Origin of the sequence: Vibrio sp. SNU_ST1, assembly GCF_030563405.1 — a bacterium.
Classification (GTDB): Bacteria; Pseudomonadota; Gammaproteobacteria; order Enterobacterales; family Vibrionaceae; genus Vibrio.
Genome location: NZ_CP130749.1, coordinates 1,339,082 through 1,363,467, shown reverse-complemented (window position 1 = coordinate 1,363,467; position 24,386 = coordinate 1,339,082). Strand labels below are relative to the sequence as shown.

Below are 24,386 nucleotides of genomic sequence, written 5' to 3'. Positions count from 1 at the left end.
ATAAGAATAGGGTGATTAAAAATATAAATAGGATGGTATTGTGCTTAGATTTATATCTTGCAGGCAAGTTCTATAAGGTAAGTAAATAACCATTTTTAGCTCATTAGCTATTTGTATTTATTGATCTTTTAAATTTATTGATGAAATTTATTTTTCTAAAAATCAACATGTTGTAATTTGAAAATTCTCAGAATATAGATTGTTCATTTCATGATATCAATCACATTTTAATTTAGTTCTAAGCGCAAGATACCCACTTACAAAGTGTGTATTTATACTTTGCAGACTAAATTCAAGTAACTGGGCCATTGATCATCTTCATTATTAAAGAATCCCCAAGCTCTTTAGCTTTCGATAAATGGTATTGCGGCTGATACCCAGTATTCTCGAAGTCTTGCTGATATTACCTTGGTTGGCTTGATAGGTTTGTAGCAAGGTCTCTTCAACGGTACTTCTTAAATCTGCATTTGGCCTACCTTCGATGATACGAGAAGCAGTAATCTGGTGATGACTATCTTGAGCTAAAGAGGTGAGGTGCTGAGCAAGATGGCTAGGTACATGCTCTAGTGTGAGTTGTGGTTCATCACTCGCGAGTAGGGCTGCGACCTTAAGTAAGTTATCTAATTCACGGATATTACCGGGCCATGAATAGGCGCACAGTAAGCTCATTAAGTGCGGGCAGATTGTCTGTTCGTCTTCGGTATATTTACGATGAATGTGTTCGATTAGGGCGTGTTTGTCTTGTCGATGTTGCAGGCTTGGCAAGGTGAAGGCTAAGCCGTTTAGGCGATAATACAAGTCTTGTCTAAATTCCCCCGTAGCGACCAATTGTTCCAGATTTTTATGAGTGGCGGCGATGATCTGACAATCGACTTGGTAGCTCTGATTTGAACCAACAGGGACTACGGATTTGTCTTGTAGAACATGCAGCAATCGACACTGAGCCTCCAATGGCATGTCGGCAATCTCATCTAGAAACAGAATTCCCTTATCCGCTTGGCGGATCTTGCCTTGGAATCCTTTGTGGCTTGCGCCAGTAAAAGCGCCCGGCGCGTAGCCAAACAGTTCTGATTCGATAAGATCTTTCGGTAGCGCGCCACAATTTACTGCTACTAGGGGCGAAGATTTACGTTGGCTCTGCTTGTGTAACGCTTTAACAAACTCGCCCTTACCGACCCCCGTTTCGCCTAATATTAATAGGCTGATCCCTTTGTCGATAACCTTGTTAGCTTGCTGCCAAGCGTGTTCTATCTGTTGCTCGCCATGGTGCAGATCGCACGACGCTGAAATGGAGCGCGTGCGCTTGATGGTTGGTTGTTTGAGGTGTTGTTTCTCAAATACAAAAGGTGCATCAAATGAGGCTCGATTGAAGAGAGTCTCAATGCATTCGCCGACGATCGAGGTTTGATCCAGCAGCTGAGAGGCGACCTGATTGTGCGCCACAACCTCACCAGCTTCATTGGCTATCACAATTCCTTGCCAGCCGCTGTGTAATAACGATTTTTCACATGCGAGGTCGATTCGAGTGGTGCCTTGTGGGATATGACTCAGAAGCTGATTTTCAATAAGCTGAACCATATTTTGAACCAGCAATTGGACGGAACTGTCGTGCTGCTGTTGCTCACTGGTGATGTCCAATATGCCAACCATTTGCCCTTGATGATCAAACACCGGGCTTGCTGAACAGCTGATAAATCGATGCTGGTGGATGAAGTGTTGTTCGCCAATGATGGATACTGGTTTCGCTTCAACGATGGCGGTGCCAATCGCGTTGGTGCCTTTAAGTTGTTCCTGCCAACATGCTCCCGAGCTGAGTGCAATTGACGTCAGCTTCTCTTTAAACCGCTCCTGTCCCCAACTCGCCAGAATGACGCCCTCAATATCGGTCAGGATCAAACGACTGTCAGTGCGTGCAAACATCTGATTAAACAGAGGGAGAGCATTACGTTCGACTATTTGAATCAAGTCGGACGATTGATGACGTCGCTGTTTAAGGATTGATTGTGGCAGGCGAATGTCTTCAGGAAGTCGTCTCTGTTTTAGACCCGCTTCTGTGCTGCGGTGCCAAGAGGATGAAAGCCAATCTGAGGTGTTTGCTTGTTGAAGGTGCATGACTGTTCCATGTCGTAACAGTGAGGGTGTACCAAATTGGAACAGTTGAACACCGGAGTAGTTTCCATACATCCGTTCAATGCCAACTCACTTTGGGTTGTAAACGTTTGGTAATCATAGTTTTACAATTTATTAACAACAAGTTTTAAAGTTCTGGCGTGTGATTTGCGTTGTTACTGTTGTGAAGAAAACACGAAGTATCAGTGTTTTAAACAGAAAGCATAAACATGGTGACACTCTTTTTTAGAGCTCTTTTCTCAAGGGAAGCTGCCATGCTAGCTCGACAACATAAGCTCAATAACGAATGAATAACGACTAAAAATCTAAGAAGGATCTAACTATGATTTACGCACAGCCGGGTAGTGATAACGCAGTGGTTAACTTTAAAGCGCAATACGATAACTTTATCGGTGGCGAGTGGGTGAAGCCAGTCAGCGGCGAGTATTTTGATAACACTTCCCCAGTGAATGGTCAGGTGTATTGCCAAGTGGCACGTTCAACCGAGGCCGACATTAGCTTGGCACTCGATGCGGCGCATGCAGCTCGTGCAAGTTGGGCTTCGATCAGTGTGACTGAGCGTTCGAACATCCTGCTTAAAATTGCCGACCGCATTGAAGCGAACCTTGAAGAAATCGCAGTCGCCGAAACGTGGGAAAACGGCAAGCCTGTGCGTGAAACTTTGGCAGCAGACATTCCTTTGGTTGTCGATCACTTCCGTTATTTCGCGGGTTGTATTCGTGCGCAAGAAGGCAGCGCAGCAGAGCTAGATTCAAACACCGCAAGTTACCACTTCCCAGAACCTATTGGTGTCGTAGGGCAGATCATTCCTTGGAACTTCCCGATTTTAATGGCGGCTTGGAAACTGGCACCAGCACTGGCTGCGGGCTGTTGTGTTGTGATGAAACCCGCCGAGCAAACGCCAACCTCGATTTTGGTTATGATGGAGAAGATCGCTGATCTTCTGCCTGCGGGAGTTGTGAACATCGTTAATGGTTTTGGTAGCGAAGCGGGTCAAGCATTAGCAACCAGCGATCGCATTGCTAAGTTAGCATTTACGGGTTCAACAGAAGTCGGTCACCACATCTTGAAATGTGCAGCAGAAAGCTTGATTCCATCAACGGTTGAGCTTGGCGGTAAGTCTCCAAACATCTACTTCCCAGATATCTTTAACCATGAAGACGAGTACCTAGACAAGTGTGTCGAAGGTATGTTGCTGGCGTTCTTTAACCAAGGTGAAGTGTGTACCTGTCCATCACGTGTATTGATCCATGAATCGGTGTACGACAAGTTTATCGACAAGGTGGTCGAGCGTGCTCAAACTATTAAACAAGGTAACCCGTTAGATACCGATACTCAGGTTGGCGCACAAGCTTCTAAAGAGCAGTTTGATAAGATCTTGAGCTACCTAGAAATCGGTCGTCAAGAAGGCGCGAAAGTGCTGACAGGTGGTGAAATTGCGCAGCAACCTGATGATCTCGGTAATGGTTACTACATCCAGCCAACCATGCTGGAAGGGCACAATAAGATGCGTGTATTCCAAGAAGAGATCTTCGGCCCTGTTATCGCTGTGACGACGTTTAAAGATGAAGCGGAAGCGTTAGAAATCGCTAACGATACCGAGTATGGTTTAGGTGCTGGCGTGTGGACGCGTGATGCAAACTTAGCGTATCGCATGGGTCGTAACATTGAAGCGGGGCGTATTTGGGTGAACTGTTACCACGCTTACCCAGCTCATGCCGCGTTTGGTGGTTACAAAAAATCAGGCATTGGCCGTGAGACACATAAGATGATGCTCGACCACTACCAAAACACCAAGAACCTGCTGATCAGCTACGATACCAATCCGCTAGGTTTCTTCTAAAGCCAGATTCTTCTAGAAGAATGAGACTGAATCATGAACCAGAAGAATAGCTAACAACGTAGTAGGCTTAACAAAAAATAAGCAAAACGCCCAACTCATTTGAGTTGGGCGTTTTTATGCTTGAATCGTTCTAGTTTTGCGAAAAGAAGATCTCTGGCTTGTGGGTTGGGCCTGAATTACCTTCTAGCTGAGTAAGCTCTAATCCTTGTTTCCCTATCAGAGAACCGACTAATTGGCGGTTAAACGGGTAACTGTCAGGGTTGTTAATGTACTCTTCAACATTAACCCATTTAGCCTCTGCAATTTCATCGGTGTCTTGAATCGCAATCTCTTGGGTTTGAGCGATAAGGTGGCAAATAAAGTAGAGGTTCGATTTTCCGAACTGATACGGGTGTCTCGTCGCCATGCCAACCACTGAAATGAATGTGGCTTCGATGCCTGTCTCTTCCAGAGTTTCACGAACAACCGATTCTTCAATGCCTTCACCCAACTCAATATGGCCGCCCGGTAATTTGTAGCCCGTCATACCGTGCTCTTTAATCATCAGCACTTGGTTGTGTTCGTTAGTGATCAATGCGCCTGCGCCCAAGGTGTGGGTCGGAATGAAAGGCACGAACTCGACAATTTCGGATTTATGGATCAGTGTAATTTCGTCTTCCAAACAGTTGTGAAACACAAAGCCAAGCTCAGTCGCCACCGGAATAAGGTGTGAGAGAGAAATAGGTAAACTAATCCAAATGATGCCTTTGTTATTTTGCTTTGAAAATCCGGTGATCTCGCTGAGTTCGGCATTGAATGAATCCGCATCGTGAGGGGCGGTTGCTAGGTCGATGATGATGCCGTTAAATTTGTCGAGCGTAAATTCCACGAGTGATCCTTTATTATTTTTGATTTATTGAGCGTCGAGCATAGTCTGAGCTTATAACATCTTAAGGGCTTATAACACCTATGCGGCTTGCGACATTTCGATTGTTTTTATCACCTTGGGATAAAGAGCCGTCGCGGGTGAAAGTGGAAAAGAGGAGAGTGTAAAGCGGGCGGCTTGAAACAAAAAATTGCGCTAGAAACAAAAACTGCGCTTGGAAGCCAAAGCGCAGTCTGAAGATAAATCTTATCTAAGGTTTACTCTAACGAATATAGTTCGCATCAACACTTACGTACCAGTGCTGCAGCTTTCCGTCGGCCTTTTTGATCCACAAATCGTTGGTGTAGCTCTCAATCTTGCCGTTAACCGTAAGGTTGAATGTATTATCGTCGAATTCGCCAAGCTTCACGAACTGGTCTGTGGTAACCAGGAAAGGGTCCATGTCGTCTACGCCAACCACATCTGAAATCACATAGTAGTGGTAGGTCAGCGGCTTGCTCGCATCATTCGGGTTGCTGCGGTACGCCACAAGCTTGAATGGTTCCGTTAATGGAACGTCGAGCGTTTGCTTGTCCATGGTCGCTGGAATCGGGATAAACAGCCAAGCGGTAAACAGACCGCTCAGTAAAACCATCAGGAAGAAAAGAGTCTTAATTGCTTTCATAGCAACCTTCAAAATAGGTGATGTAGAAGACGCTATGGTAACAGGTTTGATTTGCCGATTGTAAGAGTATAAATAAGTGAAGGTGACACCTGTCTGTTAGGAAACTTGAACGAATTGACACACTGTTCATAAGTCACAATCTACACTAGTGTGAGTGACCTTGAGATAGGTTGATCATCACAACACCTGCTGCCACAAATAACATACCAACCCACACCATAGTATCTAGGTGCTGGCGGTAAACAAACGTAGAAATCAAGCTCACGGTTACGATAGCCAAGCCCGCCCATAAAGAGTGAACCACACCTACAGGCATCCCTTTCATAGCTTGGCTTAAAAATAGAAATGCAGCCAAATGTCCTGAAATCACCAATAGAGCAGGGATGGGTTTAGACAAACTGAAACCGTCGGTTGCTTTAAGTGCTACGTGAGAAAGTGCTTCCGCCATCACGCCCATCATTAAGAAAAACCAGCTCATAGTCGTACCTTTTAGTTGTATTGTTTTTTGTTGGTATAGCGGGGTATTTGAAAGTGTTAATCGTTGTTGCTGCTCTCTAGTAACAGCGTATTTGCCTAAACAGCAGGCACAAAAAAGCCCACACCTCACGCTTTTGCAAGGTGTGGGCTAATTCGGTGTGACTACTTGTTTAGGTAAGCAGCATGGAACTCAATATGCTCATCAATAAAGCTAGATATGAAGTAGTAGCTGTGATCGTAACCTGGCTGCATACGTAGCTCTAAATCGGCATTGGTTACCTTAGCCGCTTCGACTAATTGTTCAGGCTTAAGCTGCTCAATCAGGAAGTTATCAGCTTCGCCTTGGTCTACTAACATTGGCAGTTTAGTGCCTTTGGTTTTTAGAAGTTCAGAGGCATCGTAGTGCTTCCATTCTTCAATATCTAAGCCTAGATATTGGTTGAATGCTTTTTGTCCCCAAGGGCATTGCATTGGGTTGGTGATTGGGCTGAATGCTGATATAGAACGGTAGTTATCTTCGTTTTTAATACCAATCGTTAGGGCCCCGTGTCCGCCCATGCTGTGACCGGAAATCGATTTCACAGATGTTACTGGGAAGAAAGACTCAATCAAGGCAGGAAGCTCTGTTACCACGTAGTCGTACATGTGGTAATGGCTGTCCCATGGCGCTTGAGTAGCATTCACGTAGAATCCTGCACCTTGGCCTAGATCGTAGCTTTCATTATCGGCAACGCCTTCGCCACGTGGGCTAGTATCAGGTGCAACAATAGCGATGCCTTGCTCAGCCGCGGCTTTGAATGCGCCAGCTTTTTGCATGAAGTTTTCATCGGTACAGGTTAAGCCTGATAACCAATACAAAACAGGAACTGGGTTTTCTTTGCTTGCATTTGGTGGCAAGAAAATAGCGAAACGCATATTACAGTCAAGCGTTGTTGAAAAGTGGGTGTATTGTTTGTGCCAACCACCAGCAACCTTTGCTTGGCTAATGTTTTCGATTGTCATTTATTGTGCTCCGTTAGGTTGATGGTTTCGGAATTAATGTGTTTGGGTTGTTTAATACTAAAGCCAAAGTCATAGCTAAAGGTTTCACCACCCACCGGGCAGGAGGTGGTGAAGACAGTTTCGCTCTGATGTTTAAGTCAGAACTGTGGTCTCGATACCGAGGCATCGAGACCAAGGAGAATTACTTATCCATGTGTAGAACAGTACGGATAGATTCACCTTTGTGCATTAGGTCGAATGCTTCGTTTACATCTTGCAGACCCATAGTGTGAGTAATGAACTCTTGTAGACCAAACTCACCAGCCATGTAACGGTTTACGATTTCTGGAAGCTCAGAGCGGCCTTTAACACCACCGAAAGCAGAACCACGCCATACACGACCTGTTACTAGTTGGAACGGACGAGTTGAGATCTCTTGACCTGCACCAGCAACACCGATGATTACAGATTCGCCCCAACCTTTGTGGCAGCACTCTAGTGCTTGACGCATAACGTTAACGTTACCGATACACTCGAAAGAGTATTCAACGCCACCGTCTGTCATCTCAACGATAACGTCTTGGATTGGCTTGTCGTAGTTCATTGGGTTGATGCAGTCAGTCGCGCCAAGTTGTTTCGCTAGCTCGAATTTGCTCTCGTTGATATCAACACCGATGATGCGGTCAGCACCAGCCATGCGAGCACCAATGATTGCAGATAGACCGATACCGCCTAGGCCGAATACAGCAACGTTGTCGCCTTTTTCTACTTTAGCTGTGTTAAGTACTGCGCCCATACCTGTTGTAACGCCACAACCTAGAAGACAAACTTCTTCAAGTGGTGCTTCTTTGCTTACTTTCGCTAGTGAGATTTCTGGAAGTACTGTGTACTCAGAGAAAGTAGAACAACCCATGTAATGGAAAATAGTTTCGCCATTGATAGAGAAGCGGCTTGTACCGTCTGGCATTAGGCCTTTACCTTGCGTTTCACGAACGGCTTGGCATAGGTTAGTTTTACCAGACTTACAGAATTTACATTCGCCACATTCAGCTGTGTAAAGTGGGATAACGTGGTCGCCAATTTCAACGCTTGTTACGCCTTCGCCGATCATTTCAACGATACCGCCACCTTCGTGACCAAGAATTGAAGGGAAGATACCTTCTGGATCGTCACCTGAAAGAGTGAATGCATCAGTGTGACAAACGCCAGTAGCAACGATACGAACTAGAACCTCACCAGCTTTAGGAAGTTGTACATCAACTTCTTCCATTTTTAGCGGTTCACCAGCTGCCCATGCAACCATTGCTTTTGATTTGATATGAGTTTGACCAGGTTTAATTTCGATTGTCATTGGATGTTTCCTATATATGTCAGTACAGCGGATAACCGTGCAATTAAATTCAACCCGTTAAGCGTAGTTGAGCTTAATTGTTTCCGCTCTCTCGTTTTGTTGGAGCTAGTATAGGTGTGAGTGCATGTTTTGATAATCCCCCTAAATAGAAAATGATTATTACCCATATGTAACAATAAGGGGGGTATCTAGGGAACGGTGAAAGGCTCTTCTTACTTTTGTTTCTAATGATCTGTTTGTAATTGCTGCTCGTTACTCTATTTAGGCGACGATTATCAATTGAGGGTTTGAGAGTGGTTATTCCATTAAGAGTTCTCAGTGCTTAATGTTCTTTTTATTTATGCGTAATCTGATAGATAGGGTTTAATGATTAGTGAGATACGAAACTCAAGCTTGTATCTCACTAAGACTGTCGCTTAACAGATGAGAGTTTTATCGGTTAACTAACAAGACTAGTTCGATTCTTGAAAATGCTAGAAGGACCATGACCTCTAGCTAGAATTAGATTCCCTTCTGCTTCATACCAAACATGCTCAATCGTATTGAATTTTTTGAGCTCAGCGATACCTGAACTGAGTGTTACTGTCACTTTCTGCTCGTTGATAGCGAATGGCGTCGTAGAAATAGTTTGCTGAATATCGTTGACTAAGTTGAACTCATTGACGGTACTTTCTCTAAAACTATCGCTTTTTATTAGTACAACAAATCGCCCTTCACCTAAGTAATACAAGTAGTCTCGATTGATAATGGTATAGCTTCTCTGAACCACGTCTTTAATCAACTTATCTGAGTATGCGTAACCAAATTTGCTACTAATTTTTTTAAGATTGTCGATATCGAACATAATGAACGAGTTATAGTCACTGAAATCATTGTTGAGTGTTTGCAGTAAAGAGTTGCGGCTTAGTGCTCCTGTGAGTAGATCATGGCTGCCAAGATATCGAGCGTAGAGTTTCGACCCTTCACGTTCCTTTTCATATTTACGGCTCACCGCTGTTACGACTAAGTAAACACACAAAAAGTTGATGACTGAAAGTATGTACTCGTGTTTGTTGTAGAGTGCTATTTCATACAGCAAAATCGATAGCTGAATAAACAACAGTCCCATCGAATATGTTAATGAGTTGCGACTTCCTAACAGTAGGTAAAACAGAAGAGGCACACTACAAGACCAAATGTAGATACCCTCTTCGATGGGTTTTGCGTACTCAGCAAAACATATTGCTGTCGCAATAAAGAAGACATGAATATGGGAGTGCAGTGTGACGTTTTGGTTATCTCTAATTTTATAGAGTGAGTACCCACCTAATAGAATATAAGATGCTTCTATTAACGATAATGCGTAAGACTTATTGGGAAACACAAAGCTGTTGCCAATGGACATGGGGATAGCCATAACCATAAGTGTCACGCAGAGTGCACTTAAAACTTGCTTGCGCATGGTTTCATTGGAGTCAATCATTAGAGCTCCCTGAATAAATGGTAAAGATTGTAGATTCTCCAATTGTAGTTTAGGTGAATCATCGACTATGACATGTATTCTAGCCATATGCATACAAGATAGAAGTGCTTGGTCTAAATATTACCCTAATTATCTAAGGTGGCTACATTGTGAATTGGATGCCCAGATTAAAGGCTTTTTCCGAGTAACGACGTTTGGAGCTCTCTATGCCTGCCACTAACCCAAAGACGCGCCCAAATTGAAATACGTTGTTCATTTTGAAAGTGTCTTTATCTACGTCTAAGAAGTCGTGCTGGTAGGAAAGATCGATCAACCAATGTGATGCAACTTGTACTCGAGCCCCAGTCTTGCAGTATGCAGCTTGCTCGCTGAATGAGCTACTGTAATCACTGTTTGCTCGATAATTGACTGCTCCACATGAGGTCGGGATCGAAAAATGGTCAGTAATGGGGGCATTAAAGCCTCCTCCGATTTTCCAAGTGTCGATCTCTGAACTTACACGAGTAACAAAATCAGCATTGCCTTCAATGAATAGTGACTCTGTAATATTGATACCAAGGTTCAGGTATAGCCCAGCCAGTGTTTTGTCTTCACTGTTGGAGTATTTATTATTCAGGTAGTCCTCAAATGCCCCTTTTTCTAGGGTTGTTTGCTTATATCCAAAGCCAATATACGTTAGCTCCTGAACTATGTTGCTGCTTGCTACAGCAGGAGACGCCATCAATACAGCAGATAGAGCAGTAATTATTGCTTTCATCGTTAAAATTCCAGAATTAGACAGTAGGGGTATACTAAAATTGTTTTATAAATCGGTCGAATAAATAGATGTAAGTTTTGTAAGGTTTTTAGTGCTATTTTTGAGCGTGTTATAGTGAATAATTGCACCTATTTGAAGAGGGGATGAACAGGAATTTCATAGTTTGAGCTGATTTTTGAGAGATGGTGGCACGAATGTTAAGAAATAAGAAGAGTTGTTACAGTATAAGAGCTTGTACGTTGAGAGTGCCGAATGTATCGCACGTGGTTTTGTAAGTTATGTATCTGTTTGGCTTTGTCGTCTAAACTTTAATTTACAATCAATAAGTATATATTGTGTCGGTAAGCTTGATTTATTTAGGTGAGATTTTGAGTAAAGGAAAAATTCTAATCGTTGAAGATGACTTGGAGATTCGTCGTCTTGTTCAGATGTATTTAGAGGCAGATGATTATCAGGTCTATGCGATTGACGATGGTGCTGAAGCAATACAGGCAATTCATGATCTTCAACCTGATTTAGTACTGCTTGATTTGATGCTTCCCGGAATGAGCGGAGCCGAGATTTGCGTAAAGGCAAAGCAATTTTATCATGGGATGATATTGGTTCTCACTGCGTCTGAAGAGGAAATGAGTGAAGTCAGTTTACTTCGATTTGGTGCTGATGATTACATGACGAAACCTGTTCGAGGTCATGTTCTTTTAGCGCGTATCGAAGCTTTATTAAGGCGTAAAGAAGGAAGGCCAATTAGAAGTTCAGAATCTCCCCTTTCGTTAACCCACCAACCATCTTCCACTTTCCAAATCGATGCAATTAGAAAAGAAGTGAGTTGTCAGGGGCAGGATCTTCAGTTGACCGCTGCACAGTTTGAAATCTTCCAAATACTGATGGCTAACAAAGGAGAGATCGTGAGCAGAGAGCAATGCTGCCAGCTGTTTCGAGGCATGGAGTATGGCTTTAACGATCGCTCGGTCGATATGAGAATTTCTGGTCTAAGAAAAAAATTGGCGAGTGCTAAATGCTCTGGAACCATGATTCGCACCATTCGTAATAAAGGGTACATGCTTGTTGATGGTTAATAAATGTTCGAGCATGTTTTGTCGGCTCTATATCGGAATATTTGTTTCGATAATCTTAATTGTTGCCTTTATTTTTGGTGTTGGGGGCGGGTATTTATATAAGAGTAACGCAGAGGCATTTCTAAGAGACAGTCACCTTTTTTTAGCAAAATATATAGAGAGTGAACAGCAAGAGTTCGGGTTATTCGCAGACTTACAACAACAACGAAAAATTGATTCGTATACGATTAAGTTAGAACTTATTAAGCAATGGGATGGCTCACCACCTTGCCCTTCTTGTCAGGAGTTAACTCAAATCGATGGTTCCATCATCTATGATAGAGCGCAGTACTACACCGCGGTAATGGCAATTCCAAATAGCCTAGATTACCTCGTTTTTTCCAAAGATAAAGATTACTTTACCTATATAACGCCTTGGTTTAAAACCACGTCTATCCTGTTTTTTCTTTCATTGATATGCGGTGTTATTCCCATTTTTATTTTTGCCATCTATTTACCTCTAAGGCAGTTACAATATCAAGCTCAAGAGTTTCAGAGCACTCAAACTCAATTTGGTGATGGAAATTTTTCTAAGAGAGCAGATACGAACGTGCCAAACCCCGTTGGTAATGTGGCAGAAAACTTTAATCGTATGGCTGATGAGATTGAGAGTCGTCTTGTACAGAGCCAAGTGTTTGCTCAAGCGATTCCTCATGAAGTTCGCACTCCTTTGAGTCGTATTCAGCTGGTGAGTGACCTTATTCGCATAAAGAATCCGTCTATCGATCCTAATTTACTTGATGATATTGACCTATATATTGAAGATATTAATACGTTAACCGAAGATATCATCAAGCTTTCTCGGCTAACGTCTAAAGAGTCATCATTCTACGAAGCTCGTAAAATGGAGCTTGATTTTATTGGGTTTGTGCGATCTCGTGTTGAAGCGCTCCCCCATGGGAAGGTGGCTGTAGAGTGCCATTTTATTGATGAAGTGATGATTCTGTGCGACCACACGATGGCTCGCTTAGTCGTCGATAACTTGATAAAGAATGCAATTAAATATGCTAATAAAAAAGTATTGTTGACCATCGAGAGAACACACAATGAAGTTTGCATGATGGTTGAAGATGACGGGGAAGGAATTCCAAAAGACAGGCGAGAGGAGGTTTTTGTACCTTTCTCGCGGTTGGATAAAAGCCGAACCTCAAAGACCGGCGGTTTTGGATTAGGGCTCGCTATCACTCAAGCTGCGGTTAACCGCTCTGGTTGGTGCATTGAGGTAGAAGAGAGCCGTTTTTCTGGTGCTCAGTTTAATTTTCGTATCCCACACCAAGGTCAATTAGAGGTTACTGATTTATAACGGACGGATTTGATTTAAGTCTTAGTTTGTCTCAAGGACCCGTCATATCTTTAGCTATAGTATTCGCCGTATATTGAGGGGCTGCAGCTGAGTTCAAACTCTATTGAGTCAGAACTCAGGCACATAGATACTGGGTTTTTAAATAGAACCTAATTGATTGTTCTCCATACTTTGGCCGTTTCTTGAAAAACTAGCGTAAATGTATAGTCGTAATTGTTGCTTCCAGGGTCGTTGATCGAGCCATCGGTTGGATTATCAATGATTTCCCCCATACTGTAATTGTTGTTGCTGTCGTATGTACAACTACAGTTTTCGAACAGTAAGAGATACTCGGTCCCAGAAGTTAGATTTTTTGTGGTTAAGCTAATTTCATTCCAGCCACCATTGATATTTACATTTGAAGCTAACGACTCTATAGCTGCTAAATCTCCCGTCGGTGCTATTGAAATGTTAATTGCACTTGCAGAGCTCGCCATAAGCTTTATTGCTGAGAGCGTAGTGTTCTTATCTAATGTGAACGTTTGAGCAAAATTGATTGAATTACTAGCGCTCATGTTCCCACTGTTTGAGGTACCAATCGATTGTTCGTTCGTACTTATTAGTAATTGCAGTGCAGATATACCTGCATTGAAAACCAACGTACCATCTGGTGTCGCATCCTTATCAACACTATCGAGCTCGGATTGAGTAAAGTAGTTCACTAAAGCCGCGGCATCGTCTCCTTTCAAGCCCTGTGGGCCGGTATCGCCTTTAGGGCCTTGCGCGCCAGTTGCACCTTGTAAGCCTTGTAGGCCGGTATCGCCTTTAGGGCCTTGCGCGCCAGTTGCACCTTGTAAGCCTTGTAGGCCGGTATCGCCTTTAGGGCCTTGCGCGCCAGTTGCACCTTGTAAGCCTTGTAAGCCGGTATCGCCTTTAGGACCTTGTGAACCGGTCTCTCCTTTAGAGCCTTGCTCGATTCCTGAATCACCTTGAGGTCCTGCTTCGCCTTGTATACCTTGTGCCCCCGTTTCACCTTTTAAACCTGCTATATCGCCAACCCATTTACCATCTTGATCGATAACAATGTCACCATTAATTTTAAGCTCAGATAAGTTAGCAATGCCGACTACTGAGCTAGCCATTTCCGCATGATAGGAGCGTGGCGTGGTATATAATTTTAATTTTGGAGACATTTCTCCATCGTTGTCGATATTGATCCCCAAGTACAAATCTGCATTTGCGAAAATAGATGCATCAATCGACAAATCTTCACCAAGGGTGACGCTATAGTTACCATCAATAAATTGGATTGTTTTTTCATTTTTCCAGAGTAGTTGACCATCACTTTTATAGATAGAGAAAACAACTGGCAACGTAGCATCAATCGTTGTTTGACTGTTTGCATCGTACAGAACACCATTGTGATTAAACTCCGCTGCATATGTGGAGCAAGAAATAAATAAAGCGGCGAGTAGGATATTAATATTTTTCATGATAGATCCTATTGGAGTTATTTAACTCTAACTTGGTAATTTACGGAGCTGAGTTCAGCGGTAGGCTTTTCGGAACTTGCGATACTGACAAGTTTAAATAAAGGAGAGCTAGCAACTTGTTTAGGTGGTTCGAAACCTTGTTCAGTTTTTGGAACAGAATAAACGGCCTCTGCTGATGGTGTGCCTTGTGTCTGTCCTTCAGTTGGTGAAGAGCCATTTTGCGTCTGTTCTGGGTCTGAACACCCTACTAGAGCCAGGCAAGTGAAAATGTAACTGACGACAATTCTCATAGTGTTTTCCATAACTTTTTCTGGATGACGCATAAATAGAATATGTTATCCAGTACTGTGAATTCCTAAGGTTCACGAGATGCAGTTCACTTTCACGAATCGCGTTATTACGGCTGAAGAGTTTTAAGCTAGTCAGGCGATACTGTTCTCGCTAACTATTAACATACTTAAGTAAGAAACTTCGTTCTATTACACATTATTACAAGGCGTAAGATCCGAAAGACGAATGAGGGAAAAAGGAAGCGTTTAATCTAGGCTAAATTTAATGTACTTGAGAGGCTGTAAGGCAAGTGTTTGATCACTACAATTTGAAATGAAGTAAGTAAACCAACAGGTGCTATGTTGGTTTACTTAGGGGCTGCTAGTTTAGTCATGGGGCTGCAGGCTTAGTTATGAGGTTTACGAGGCCAGCGGGTTATGCGGCAAGGTTTCTCGAATCTACTTCTAACTTACTGCCTTTAATGATTTGATAATCTTTTATCGCTAACCTAATTCTGCCACGCTTTCTTTCGATAAGATTGGGTACTAAAACACCTTCTGGTTCCAATAACTCCGAAAGTTGCTTACGCGCTCTATATATTTGAATATTAATATGAGTTTCTGCAAGCCCCAGGTCTTTCGTTAGTTGCTCTATTGTTCGCCAACCTTGCATGGGCTCGGCGACATTGTTTTTTAGATCTTCTGCTTTATATCGTGCTAGCAACGCAGTCAAATAATGGTGACTTCGAGCCTGACAGTCGATCGACCTTTGTTCATCTCTGATGGTGAGTTCTGTCAGTTCTTCATCGAGACTGATATTGAAGATATAGCAAAGATTACTGGTTGGTTGCTTTGCAATACACATTGTTTCTGTGTCTTCAGCCTCAACACTTTTGAATAATTGCCAGGTCTTTTCTGAAAACTTAATCTGTTCACCATCATTTAAGCTGCTGCACAAGTTATTCTCAAAGTGCTCACATTGCCATTCCTGTTTAGCCTGATCATAAAAGACGACTAACTCTGGCGATGTGTCGTTGGGCAAGAAATGATAATGCTCTAGATATATAGGCTTTAGATCAGGTTCTATGTAAACTTCTTGCTGTGTTGGCAATAAAACGTCTTTTGGTGACTCAAGACTTTCGATGACGAAAGGGTCTGTTTGCGCACTTGAGAACAAAATTTGATCATTGACGTTGAGTAATTGAGGTCGATTGGGTTCTATCATCCGCCCATTTATTCGAACGCCATTCTGACTTACATCACGGATAAACCAGTGTTTCTGAAACTCTATGATAGCGTGTATTCGAGAAACGTCCGGTAAATTAATAGTGGTGTTGACGGATGATGAAAGCCGGCCAAACTGGTGGAACGCTTTAAGGTGTATCGGGTTTGTAAATCGTTGATTACTTAAATAAGCCATGAGTTTTCTCACTATTTATGAAACTTTAGATGACGTTGTCTTTAAATAGTATAGCTGTTGGCATAGTGCAGTGTTTCCTCAATAATTAATTCGTCTAGCATTTCGAGTTGCTGTTGGTAACCATCAATACTTTGAGTTAGGTTTTCCATTGCTTGGGTAAGGACACTTTCAACTTGTTCTGTCGTGTCTTCGTTTGTTTGCCATTGGTTTTGGATGTGTGTTATCTCGTCAGTTTGTTTGTTGGAAGTCCAAAGTGATGTCAGCTTCCAACCTGTTTCACGAGCGAGTGGGGGGAAAATAGTATTTGATAACTCGATGAATTTTTTCTCTTGTTCACGTTTGATCTTTAAGGTCGCGATAAGATTTAGGGCATTTACGTAGTTCATTAGTGACTTCCTGATTGCAGATGAAATTGATAGTCCTGGATAGCGGCGCGTTCTAGCTCGCTATAGGACGAAAAGCCAAGTATTGGCCAAAGGTCGTTTGGGTTTTGCGTAAGGCTATTTGGATGCTTGGTTGAAAAAAACCAGTTCCATAACTGTTCTTCATTGATATTGAGGTCAGACAGAGACAGTAAAGGGGTATCGCGTTTAAATGTTATCCGAGATTGGTAGTCGGAATAGCGCTGATTGAGCTTCAACAGATCGATCAGCTCTTCGTCAAAATGCTGGTGGTTTCCACTTAGCCAAGCGAGCAGAGATTCATGGGAAACAAGCGCGTCAAAGTCGTGATTGCTGACTTGTTGTGAGGTTAACCAGTTAGCTAAGTGCTTAAAATCTAAGACTTGGTCTGTATAGGCCGATTGTCTAAGAGCCATTTCAAGTAAGGCATTTTGTTTATGCTCACCCGAAATGCTTGGATTATGGGAAGATGCGGTTCTCAATGCGCTTTTTCGGGAAATTGCCTGTTGTTTGAGCTCCCAAAAGCAACCATCGATCTTGAGTTCTCGGTGTAGTTCCTCACTCGTTATTGAATGGGTTGAGAGTTTTCTTTGGTAGTTCAATTGAGAAACTAACCGCTCCCAGGCATCTGTTGGCTTAAAGTGATGCCTAACTTCTGGTGAGAGTGGGAGCAACAGCTTTGGGTACTCAGCAAGTTTTTTTAGAAGAGTAACAGCATCACATTTTTTTATATCTATGTAATTGTTTTCTGTAAACCTACGTAATGACTGAGCCCTATCGTCCCCAAATAACTCCAGAGCATATTCATAAAGCTTAGATAAAGTTCGCTTCGGGTAGTGAAGCTGTTTTAATGCCTCTATAATTAGCGCTGACTCTTGTTGGTTTATTATATGACTCTCGATGGCGTGCTCTAGGGTTGCACGAATGTTCACCATAGGGATCGAGACGTGTGGGTACCCCAGTTCTGCGGGCCCATGAACCAGAGCGACCTCGTCATCGTCTTCCAAAACTCCGTTTATGTAGTCTTCGAAGACCCTACCAGAACCTTGCATCCCAAAGTGGGCTAGCTCGGCTGCTCTTAGAGCTCCCATGCTCGAGCAACCATATACTTTGATGCCTAAAGATAAGGCATAGAGTATTTCTTTGTGCCAGACAGCAGGAACACTTTCGAAGTAACCGTCAATCAAAACGATCACATTCGGTTGGTCGTATGTGGCTAAATAAATGTCTCCTTGCTTGGCGGGGGGCCGACAGTCTGCATTTATAATACGCTTAATCTTAGTCGTAGAGAGAGTCGGGCCGGAAAACACAATGATGTTCATGCTAATTCTCCCGCAGCTAACGAGCCTTTGACAGCTAAAGCTCGCGCTCCCATCTTGTAACCTGCTAACTCTTCAATACCTTCTAATCCAGGAACAATGACACGTACAACAGGGATACGAAATTCACTTTTTTCTAGGTTTACGAAGGCAGCCTGAGTAAGACCGACCTTATTTAGCTTGCTTAAAATGAGTTCAATGTCTTTCGTAAAGCACGTATTGTTCCAAGAGTGGATATCTTTAAAATTTCTTAGCAAACAAGGTTTCATGTTAATTGTTTGCTCCTTCTGCTTGGAATTTAGGCTTAGGTACGCGTTGGCATCGATATCATCTCTCGAACCCGAAATCATGGTTAGACGCGTCTGCGCTGCTTCTGTTAACGCTCTTAACAGGCTGATGGCCTTGCATGGGTGAGTGCCTGAACCGAAAGCTGGATAAGAAGGGCCTTGCCCTTGTGAGTTAGAGATGATTCGGCAGAAGAAACTCGCGAGTTCAATATCTGACGTGATATCCCAAACTTGAACGTCAATACCAGCCAAACGGTATTGTTCGATAATTGCCAGGCAATCCTCATCATCAACGGTATTGAGGTCTAGTTGGTTAGTGTGCGGGTCACTTAGGTGTCGTTGCTTTACTCTCCACAATGCTAAGGCATCGCGTTCGATTGTTTCACAGAGCCCGTGTACTATCGCTTCCTCTATGCTATTGCCGGAAGCCAAACCGTTTGAACTCATAATAAAAGCGCCACTGCCAGTAGGTAATGGAAGCGTATAGTTGCAATGAACAACCTCATAAGGGACATATGTAGATTGTTGAGTAAACAGCTCAGTTCCTTCCACCCACAGACGTTGTTCATGTTCTGAGAATTGACTAAACGCCAACCTGGGCAAAGCCTCGATATTTAGAACTGAACACTTTTTCGAAAGATGATGAAAATTTGCTAGCTTAAGCGGAAGTTCGATGTGCTCAGCGTGGTAAGTTTCTATTGCTTCCATAGCGCCAGATACTTTTGCTGACATCAAGTCCACCCCTTTTCCTTGAGCGACAGAAATAGCATAGGAGTCAGGTCGGCAGACAGTGACGACTGGAATTCCGATATGATCCAACCCAGTGATGTTTGCAACGCGGGTTATTCCCATCTCTTTAAAGTAGGGGGATATTCTTTCGAAAGTGGTCTCGGGAGAGCACTGGCGATGCGTTCCTTTTCGGTGTTTTTTCTGAGGCATTAATGGTCCTTCAACGACAAAGAGTCGGAGCCAAATATCCTATTTGGCTCCTTAGCAATTACTCGAATAAAGCAATTACTTAAATAAAAGCAATACTCGAACAAAACAGTAACTCGCTTCTTATTTAAGGAAGCTCTGCAAGTTTGCAACAGTGCAAACGGTTCCCACGAGTAAGCTTTCTTCCTGCAAATCTTTCGGGTTTACCGCTCCGACTTGTACACCGGCATCACGATAGTATCGAGCTAGTGACTGGGCTGTTAGTGTATTGCTGTTCTGTTTAATAGAGTCTAAATGAGGAACTAAGTCATCTTGGTGCCGATGAATGCTGGCTTTTAACTCATTAAGAGTATCTTGCAACTCATTGAGGTTCTCAGTTGCGCCTTCTTCTAGATTCAAAGCCTCTAGTTGGTCTAGATCGCTTACGCTGAGGTAGTGAACATGATAGGGATAAAACTGGTTATCATCTCTGACTAATAAAGGGTTGACGTAGGAAACGATATAGATATTTTCAGATACAGGTTCTTTGAGTTGCTTTAGCGCTGATAATGGAATGTGGTCGTTAACAAAACTCGCGACAGGTGCGCTAGAGTTCAACTCAAGTTTACTAATAGGGGAGTCTCTGCCAACGTCCTGCAGAGAGGACTTGTGTAGGGGAGCACGTAACCTATTGAGCTGTAAAAGACGCAGGTCGAGTAGATATCCAGGTTTTAAATCTGACATATTAATTTCAGGCGGACACTGTGCATTGTCTAGGTTCCACGGCACAATTTTAGTCAACGCAGGCCCCATAATATTGATTTGTTGCAGCTTTTGACCTTCCTTTTGAGCCCCAAAAAAGAAGTGATAATCGGTTGAGCTGTAGCACCATTCAATGCGTTTTACCGACTCTGACGTGTAGTCTTCATGATTGATGAGTGTCGCCTGTTGGCCATTTTGTCTGATCACATAAATATCTTGTGAACGCAGAGTCAGTTGACCTTTCTCATCAATGTAAGGGCTCAGTTCCTTTTGAAGTTCTTCTATGGATTGGTTGTTCATATTTTGTCCTTTTAATTATAAATAACCTAGCTCTTGTGCATTTCTCAATGCTTGGAGTATTAGTTGCTGACGATGTGCGTCGTTGTGCTTTTCAGTTATTACTTCCTTGAGTGGGCAAATGACGGGGTGGGGAAGTGCGTGCTGGCTGATGTCCAGCAATGTTATAGCGATTTCGATGGTGCGCTCTTGAACGCTATCTGCTATTACGTCTGACGGTATAAGAGTTAATAGCTCGAGTTCTACGAGTAAAGCTAACCATTGAAGTGGAAATGGAAACTCGTTTGATAGCGCTTTCCAAATATTATTGCTCTTTTGGATGAGAGCTTGGCTGTGAGAAACATCGCCTTGTCTGCAAGCAAGCCAAGATTCATTTGCACAAGCAATAGCAACGTAGTCATCCATCCCAGAGTTTTTTGCGTAGGATAAGGCTTGATCCAAATAACGACGTGTATTCTCAATATCACCTTGCAGTCTAAAAAGTACGGTTAGGTAGGCGAGGCAACGGGTTTTAAGTGTTGCATCGGCTTTCTCATTGGCGCTTTTTAACGCAGCTAAAAGGTGGTTTTCTGCCTCCGTATACTGTTGACTAAATAAGTACGTAAATCCTAAGCTAAACAAGCTGTGTGTTTGCAGTTGATGATCGTCAGTTTCTAACGATGTGTTGTAGGCTGTTTGAGCTAAACTGATCTGATTTTTAGTTAGATTGTAACGAGTTCTTCGCAATTCAAATTGTAGCTTTGCATCGTAAAACTGTGCTTGTGAATGTGGATCCGTAAAGTGCTCAAGACACGCTTCAATACTGCAAATTATGCTGCTCATGTTAGGCAATTCGTTACGCCAGTAATGGATATACAATTTAGATAATTGGACCGTTAACCATGTGTTATACCAACTTGAATCCTTAACCATATGGCTGTTTAACAGAGCTTCTGCCCGGTTATAGCTACCTAGAGCCTTTTCATGTAAATGATGAGTTTCTAGAGATTTACCGTATTTAACGTACAAAATGACGCTGGTTAAAATATCCCCCGCCGTATTTTCATTAAGAGCTTCTAGGTAATAAGAGCGTGCTTCGTCGTGTTTCGCTAAACGGATCAAGTTATCACCAAGCCCGATAAGAGCTGAGAGTTTGTCAGGATTGGCTCCGTCATTTTTATCAGCAAGCAACGATATGTTTAGCGACTTTTCATAATGTCGAATTGCATCGTCTACCATGGAAGCTTTAGCAGCTTGCTCTCCCGCTTTCAAATAGTAGACCGTCGCTCGTACCGGTGTGTGTGTGTTTGACCAATGATCGCCAATTACTGCAGGGGGATAGTCTGCCCCCTCTTGGTTTTCCATGGCCATTGCGAGTTGCTGGTGAGTGATGTGTTGTGTTGTCGAACTTTCGTAGATGGCATCGCGTATTAGAGCGTGCTTGAATTGATATAGGTTGCCTTCCACACTGCGTTGTTTAAAAACAATATTGCTACGCTGCAGCTCATCTAGGTCAGCTTGGATCTGCCCTATGTTCTTGTCTGAAGCTTGTAGAATTAATGCTTCGCCGAATGTTCGTCCTATAGCGGCTGCAAGTTGGGCGGTATCTTTAGCGAAAGTTAGATCATTGAGTTTCTGTTGAAGGGTGCCTCTGAGGTTTTCCGGTACTTGTGATTCAGGCTCGGTGACGGTGAAGTCAATACAGCCATTCACCTTTGTAACTAGGTTGTTTTTCTGTGCATGAAACACCAACTCCTCAAGAAAGAGTGGGTTTCCGTCGCTTCTGGTTGTGAATAATTGCTTCACTTGCTCGCTAACGGCTACGTGATCGAATAAGTGTTCAATCAATTGGTGGCACTCCCCCTGTGTTAGAGATGAAAGTTCAACCTCGTAAGCTTTAGTCGATTTTAGTGTTTGAGGAAGAGGTGTACGTGAGCTGTTCAGCCAGCGAACGTTTTGGGTATTGTGAACTGCTTTTTCAATCAGATAGTGAATAAATTCTAACGTAGTAGCATCAGACCAATGGACATCCTCACAAATAAACAAGCATGAGTCGTGATCGGTTGCGGATCCGTTGCAAACCAAAGACAGAAGGTGATACATGGTTAAAAAGAGATATGACTTCTGTTGGCTAAGAGAAAGGCTCGATATTGCTTGTTGGAATTCCTTTTCACTTTGGTGAGACAATTTTGAATAAGGTTGTAGCCAGGCCCAGAGAATGGCTGAGCCTCTTTCTCTTTCTAGTGATGAGAACGGCAGTGAATCTATTGCCGTTTTGTAGTTATACTCGGCATGTTGACCATTGAGCTCGAAGTGCGTAGAAAAAAAGTTGAGCAAGGGGAACAGAGCATTTGTTTGAAACTCAGGTAAACACTGCAGAGAAAACGAACGGGTGCTGCTTAAGCGCTCTTTTAGTTCGAGAAGTAAACGAGACTTACCGATCCCAGCTTCACCGTAAATATGAAAGAGGCGATGTTGGCAATGGGGCTGGTTTAAACGAAAAAGTTGTTCGAGGGTTATTTGACGACCCACAATAGTGCTGTGTGATTGTGTTTTCCGCAGAAATGAGAAAGCTTCAGATAAACGCTCCCCCTTAAGACGATACCCACAAGGTGCCGCGTATGTTGAATCATGGCTAATGGGCTCAAACAAAAGCTGATGACTCAGCATCTCCCTAAATTGAGGCGAACAGGTGATTTCGCCGGGATGACTATTTCGAGCAAGAGTCATCGCTTCGGCTGAAACTCGCCCTTCAGGTATCGCCCCATCTATGCTTCTCATCATCCCTTTAGACAGGCCGATTCTAAGTTCGAATTTGAGATTATGCTGTTCTAAGAGTGATGTTTGTTTAGCGTGGAGGTTGCTCCAAATATCGAGCGCTGCTCTGGCGCTGAGTCGGCTATCGTTGTCACTGACCACGGGGTAGCCGAAATAAAATAGCGTAGTATCACCAACGGTAGCTACATGAGTTGCCCCAAAACGAAGTGCGATATCGACACATTGACTGTGATGATCTGATAAAAGCATTTCCGCTATATCTTGCTTGTCGAGTGTCGACTCGCTAGAACCTGTCGTATCTTCAGAAAGAATCAAGCACAGAGCTGTGATTTGTTTTCTCTCCGTGAATTTTGAGTAGTAAGAGGATGATAGTTCCCCTGTTTGTGTCATTGATTCTTGGGTAAATTCTGACGCCTCTGTCGAGACCGAGTGAGAAGCCTTTGGTGCTATGTCGGAAAAATTAAATCGACGAAATTCACGATATAATTCAACGGTGTTACCTGGGCGATCTTGTGCTTTCTTATGAAGTACACGACGAAAAAAATGTGCCGAATGATGTCCCGCGAGGAGGCCTAGCGGGATATTTGCAGCGCTGAGTTGATGATAAAAAATGGATGCAGCACTGTTGCCTTTTATTGCAGGAACACCGGTAAGACACTCTAAAAAAACCAGTCCCCAGGAGTAAACGTCAGTTTGAGGTAAAGATGGCTCACCTCTTAATTGCTCTGGGGCACTGTATTTAGGGGTTCCCAAGGTTTCATCATTTAATGTTAATGTTTGGAAATCCGATGTTTTCCCATCACTTTTTAGTGTACTGATCCCAAAATCAAGGATTTTAATGTGTTGTTTCGCCCCTACATTGAAGAGCATTATGTTAGCTGGCTTTATATCTCGATGAATGATACCGAGTTCGTGAGCATGAGCGAGAGCATCCAGTACTGAGGCCATTATCTCTGCGGACTCTGACGGTGTTATTTGGCCATGAGAAGCCAAATAATCCTTCAGTGTTACGCCATCGACAAATTCGTATACGGCGTACAAGATATAATCACCCTGCTGACCCTTGTCCAGCAGTGATACGATGTTAGGGTGGTTTAAACGACGAACTAAATCACACTCTCGTTTGAAGCGAGCGATTTTTTTTTGTCTTTTCTGAGGGCATTCAGTTTCTGTTAGTGTAAGAAACTTTATCGCGACGATTTTTTGAGTGTTGAGTTGCACCGCTTTATAGACTTTTCCGAACCCACCTTCGCCTATCTGTTCAAGCAATGTGTAATGTTTGGAGTGAAACTGTGCTTCAATTGTGTCCGCGGTTTTTTCTTTTAAGGCCATTTACCTACTCTTGAGATCCATCTCGAGGAACATAAGTCTAGTACTTAAGGAGTGGTAGTGATAGCGATTGTTATTAACTTTCAATAATTCAACGTGATTCATAAGGTAAGGTTTGTGTTTTCGTGACTTAGATAGCACTTTTACGACTTAGATAGCATTTTTACGACTTAGATTGCGTGTTTTCTAGGTTTCTATGAGGGCTTTTAC

At 43.0% G+C, this 24,386-nt stretch carries 19 protein-coding genes; 3 read left to right on the top strand and 16 right to left on the bottom strand.

The features are described 5' to 3' along the window. Positions 1–324 precede the first annotated feature (324 nt). Positions 325–2,112 (bottom strand): sigma-54-dependent Fis family transcriptional regulator, encoded by a 1,788-nt coding sequence (locus tag Q5H80_RS20290; protein WP_304569937.1) that lies wholly within the window; start codon positions 2,110–2,112, stop codon positions 325–327. Between the two features lie 340 nt (positions 2,113–2,452). Here Q5H80_RS20290 and Q5H80_RS20285 point away from each other — a divergent pair, with 340 nt between their 5' ends. Further along, a complete protein-coding gene (locus Q5H80_RS20285; RefSeq protein WP_304569936.1) occupies positions 2,453–3,973 on the top strand; it encodes an aldehyde dehydrogenase family protein in 1,521 nt (506 codons plus the stop codon). 130 nt (positions 3,974–4,103) lie between these two features. On the opposite strand, the gene Q5H80_RS20280 is transcribed toward Q5H80_RS20285, so the two are convergent. The 7 genes from Q5H80_RS20280 to Q5H80_RS20250 form a co-directional block, all read right to left on the bottom strand. Next, positions 4,104–4,841: an NUDIX domain-containing protein gene (locus Q5H80_RS20280; RefSeq protein ID WP_304569935.1), complete on the bottom strand. Its 738-nt coding sequence runs from the start codon at positions 4,839–4,841 to the stop codon at positions 4,104–4,106. A 259-nt stretch (positions 4,842–5,100) separates the two neighbouring features. Next, positions 5,101–5,502, bottom strand: a complete 402-nt coding sequence (locus Q5H80_RS20275; RefSeq protein ID WP_304569934.1) for a hypothetical protein — start codon at positions 5,500–5,502, stop codon at positions 5,101–5,103. A gap of 145 nt (positions 5,503–5,647) precedes the next feature. Beyond that, positions 5,648–5,980, bottom strand: coding sequence for a multidrug efflux SMR transporter (locus tag Q5H80_RS20270; protein WP_012601126.1), 333 nt, complete (start codon positions 5,978–5,980; stop codon positions 5,648–5,650). Positions 5,981–6,141: 161 nt separating this feature from the next. Next, entirely contained in the window at positions 6,142–6,981 is an 840-nt protein-coding gene (gene fghA / locus Q5H80_RS20265) for an S-formylglutathione hydrolase (RefSeq protein ID WP_304569931.1), read from the bottom strand. A gap of 181 nt (positions 6,982–7,162) precedes the next feature. Further along, positions 7,163–8,311: an S-(hydroxymethyl)glutathione dehydrogenase/class III alcohol dehydrogenase gene (locus tag Q5H80_RS20260; protein WP_304569929.1), complete on the bottom strand. Its 1,149-nt coding sequence runs from the start codon at positions 8,309–8,311 to the stop codon at positions 7,163–7,165. Positions 8,312–8,750: 439 nt separating this feature from the next. Beyond that, complete coding sequence (locus Q5H80_RS20255; RefSeq protein ID WP_304569928.1) at positions 8,751–9,773, bottom strand: diguanylate cyclase domain-containing protein; 1,023 nt, start codon at positions 9,771–9,773, stop codon at positions 8,751–8,753. A gap of 142 nt (positions 9,774–9,915) precedes the next feature. Continuing rightward, complete coding sequence (locus tag Q5H80_RS20250; RefSeq protein WP_304569927.1) at positions 9,916–10,530, bottom strand: hypothetical protein; 615 nt, start codon at positions 10,528–10,530, stop codon at positions 9,916–9,918. Positions 10,531–10,898: 368 nt separating this feature from the next. On the opposite strand from Q5H80_RS20250, the gene Q5H80_RS20245 reads away from it, so the two are divergent. Then, positions 10,899–11,606: a response regulator transcription factor gene (locus Q5H80_RS20245; protein WP_304569926.1), complete on the top strand. Its 708-nt coding sequence runs from the start codon at positions 10,899–10,901 to the stop codon at positions 11,604–11,606. A gap of 13 nt (positions 11,607–11,619) precedes the next feature. Further along, positions 11,620–12,948: an ATP-binding protein gene (locus tag Q5H80_RS20240; protein WP_304569925.1), complete on the top strand. Its 1,329-nt coding sequence runs from the start codon at positions 11,620–11,622 to the stop codon at positions 12,946–12,948. A gap of 149 nt (positions 12,949–13,097) precedes the next feature. Here Q5H80_RS20240 and Q5H80_RS20235 read toward each other — a convergent pair whose 3' ends face one another. The 8 genes from Q5H80_RS20235 to Q5H80_RS20200 all read right to left on the bottom strand — a co-directional run bounded on the left by Q5H80_RS20235 (position 13,098) and on the right by Q5H80_RS20200 (position 24,179). Then, complete coding sequence (locus Q5H80_RS20235) at positions 13,098–14,420, bottom strand: hypothetical protein (RefSeq protein ID WP_304569924.1); 1,323 nt, start codon at positions 14,418–14,420, stop codon at positions 13,098–13,100. 17 nt (positions 14,421–14,437) lie between these two features. Beyond that, positions 14,438–14,710: a hypothetical protein gene (locus tag Q5H80_RS20230; RefSeq protein WP_304569923.1), complete on the bottom strand. Its 273-nt coding sequence runs from the start codon at positions 14,708–14,710 to the stop codon at positions 14,438–14,440. Positions 14,711–15,125: 415 nt separating this feature from the next. Continuing rightward, positions 15,126–16,109, bottom strand: coding sequence for an FHA domain-containing protein (locus tag Q5H80_RS20225; RefSeq protein ID WP_304569922.1), 984 nt, complete (start codon positions 16,107–16,109; stop codon positions 15,126–15,128). Between the two features lie 41 nt (positions 16,110–16,150). Then, positions 16,151–16,495 (bottom strand): hypothetical protein, encoded by a 345-nt coding sequence (locus tag Q5H80_RS20220; protein ID WP_304569921.1) that lies wholly within the window; start codon positions 16,493–16,495, stop codon positions 16,151–16,153. Continuing rightward, positions 16,495–17,832 (bottom strand): TfuA-like protein, encoded by a 1,338-nt coding sequence (locus Q5H80_RS20215; protein WP_304569920.1) that lies wholly within the window; start codon positions 17,830–17,832, stop codon positions 16,495–16,497. Before Q5H80_RS20215 ends, Q5H80_RS20220 begins: the two co-directional genes overlap by 1 nt. Next, positions 17,829–19,055, bottom strand: coding sequence for a YcaO-like family protein (locus Q5H80_RS20210; RefSeq protein ID WP_304569919.1), 1,227 nt, complete (start codon positions 19,053–19,055; stop codon positions 17,829–17,831). Before Q5H80_RS20210 ends, Q5H80_RS20215 begins: the two co-directional genes overlap by 4 nt. A gap of 120 nt (positions 19,056–19,175) precedes the next feature. Beyond that, entirely contained in the window at positions 19,176–20,093 is a 918-nt protein-coding gene (locus tag Q5H80_RS20205; RefSeq protein ID WP_304569918.1) for a hypothetical protein, read from the bottom strand. A 15-nt stretch (positions 20,094–20,108) separates the two neighbouring features. Beyond that, positions 20,109–24,179: a protein kinase gene (locus tag Q5H80_RS20200; RefSeq protein ID WP_304569917.1), complete on the bottom strand. Its 4,071-nt coding sequence runs from the start codon at positions 24,177–24,179 to the stop codon at positions 20,109–20,111. Between the last annotated feature and the right edge of the window lie 207 nt (positions 24,180–24,386).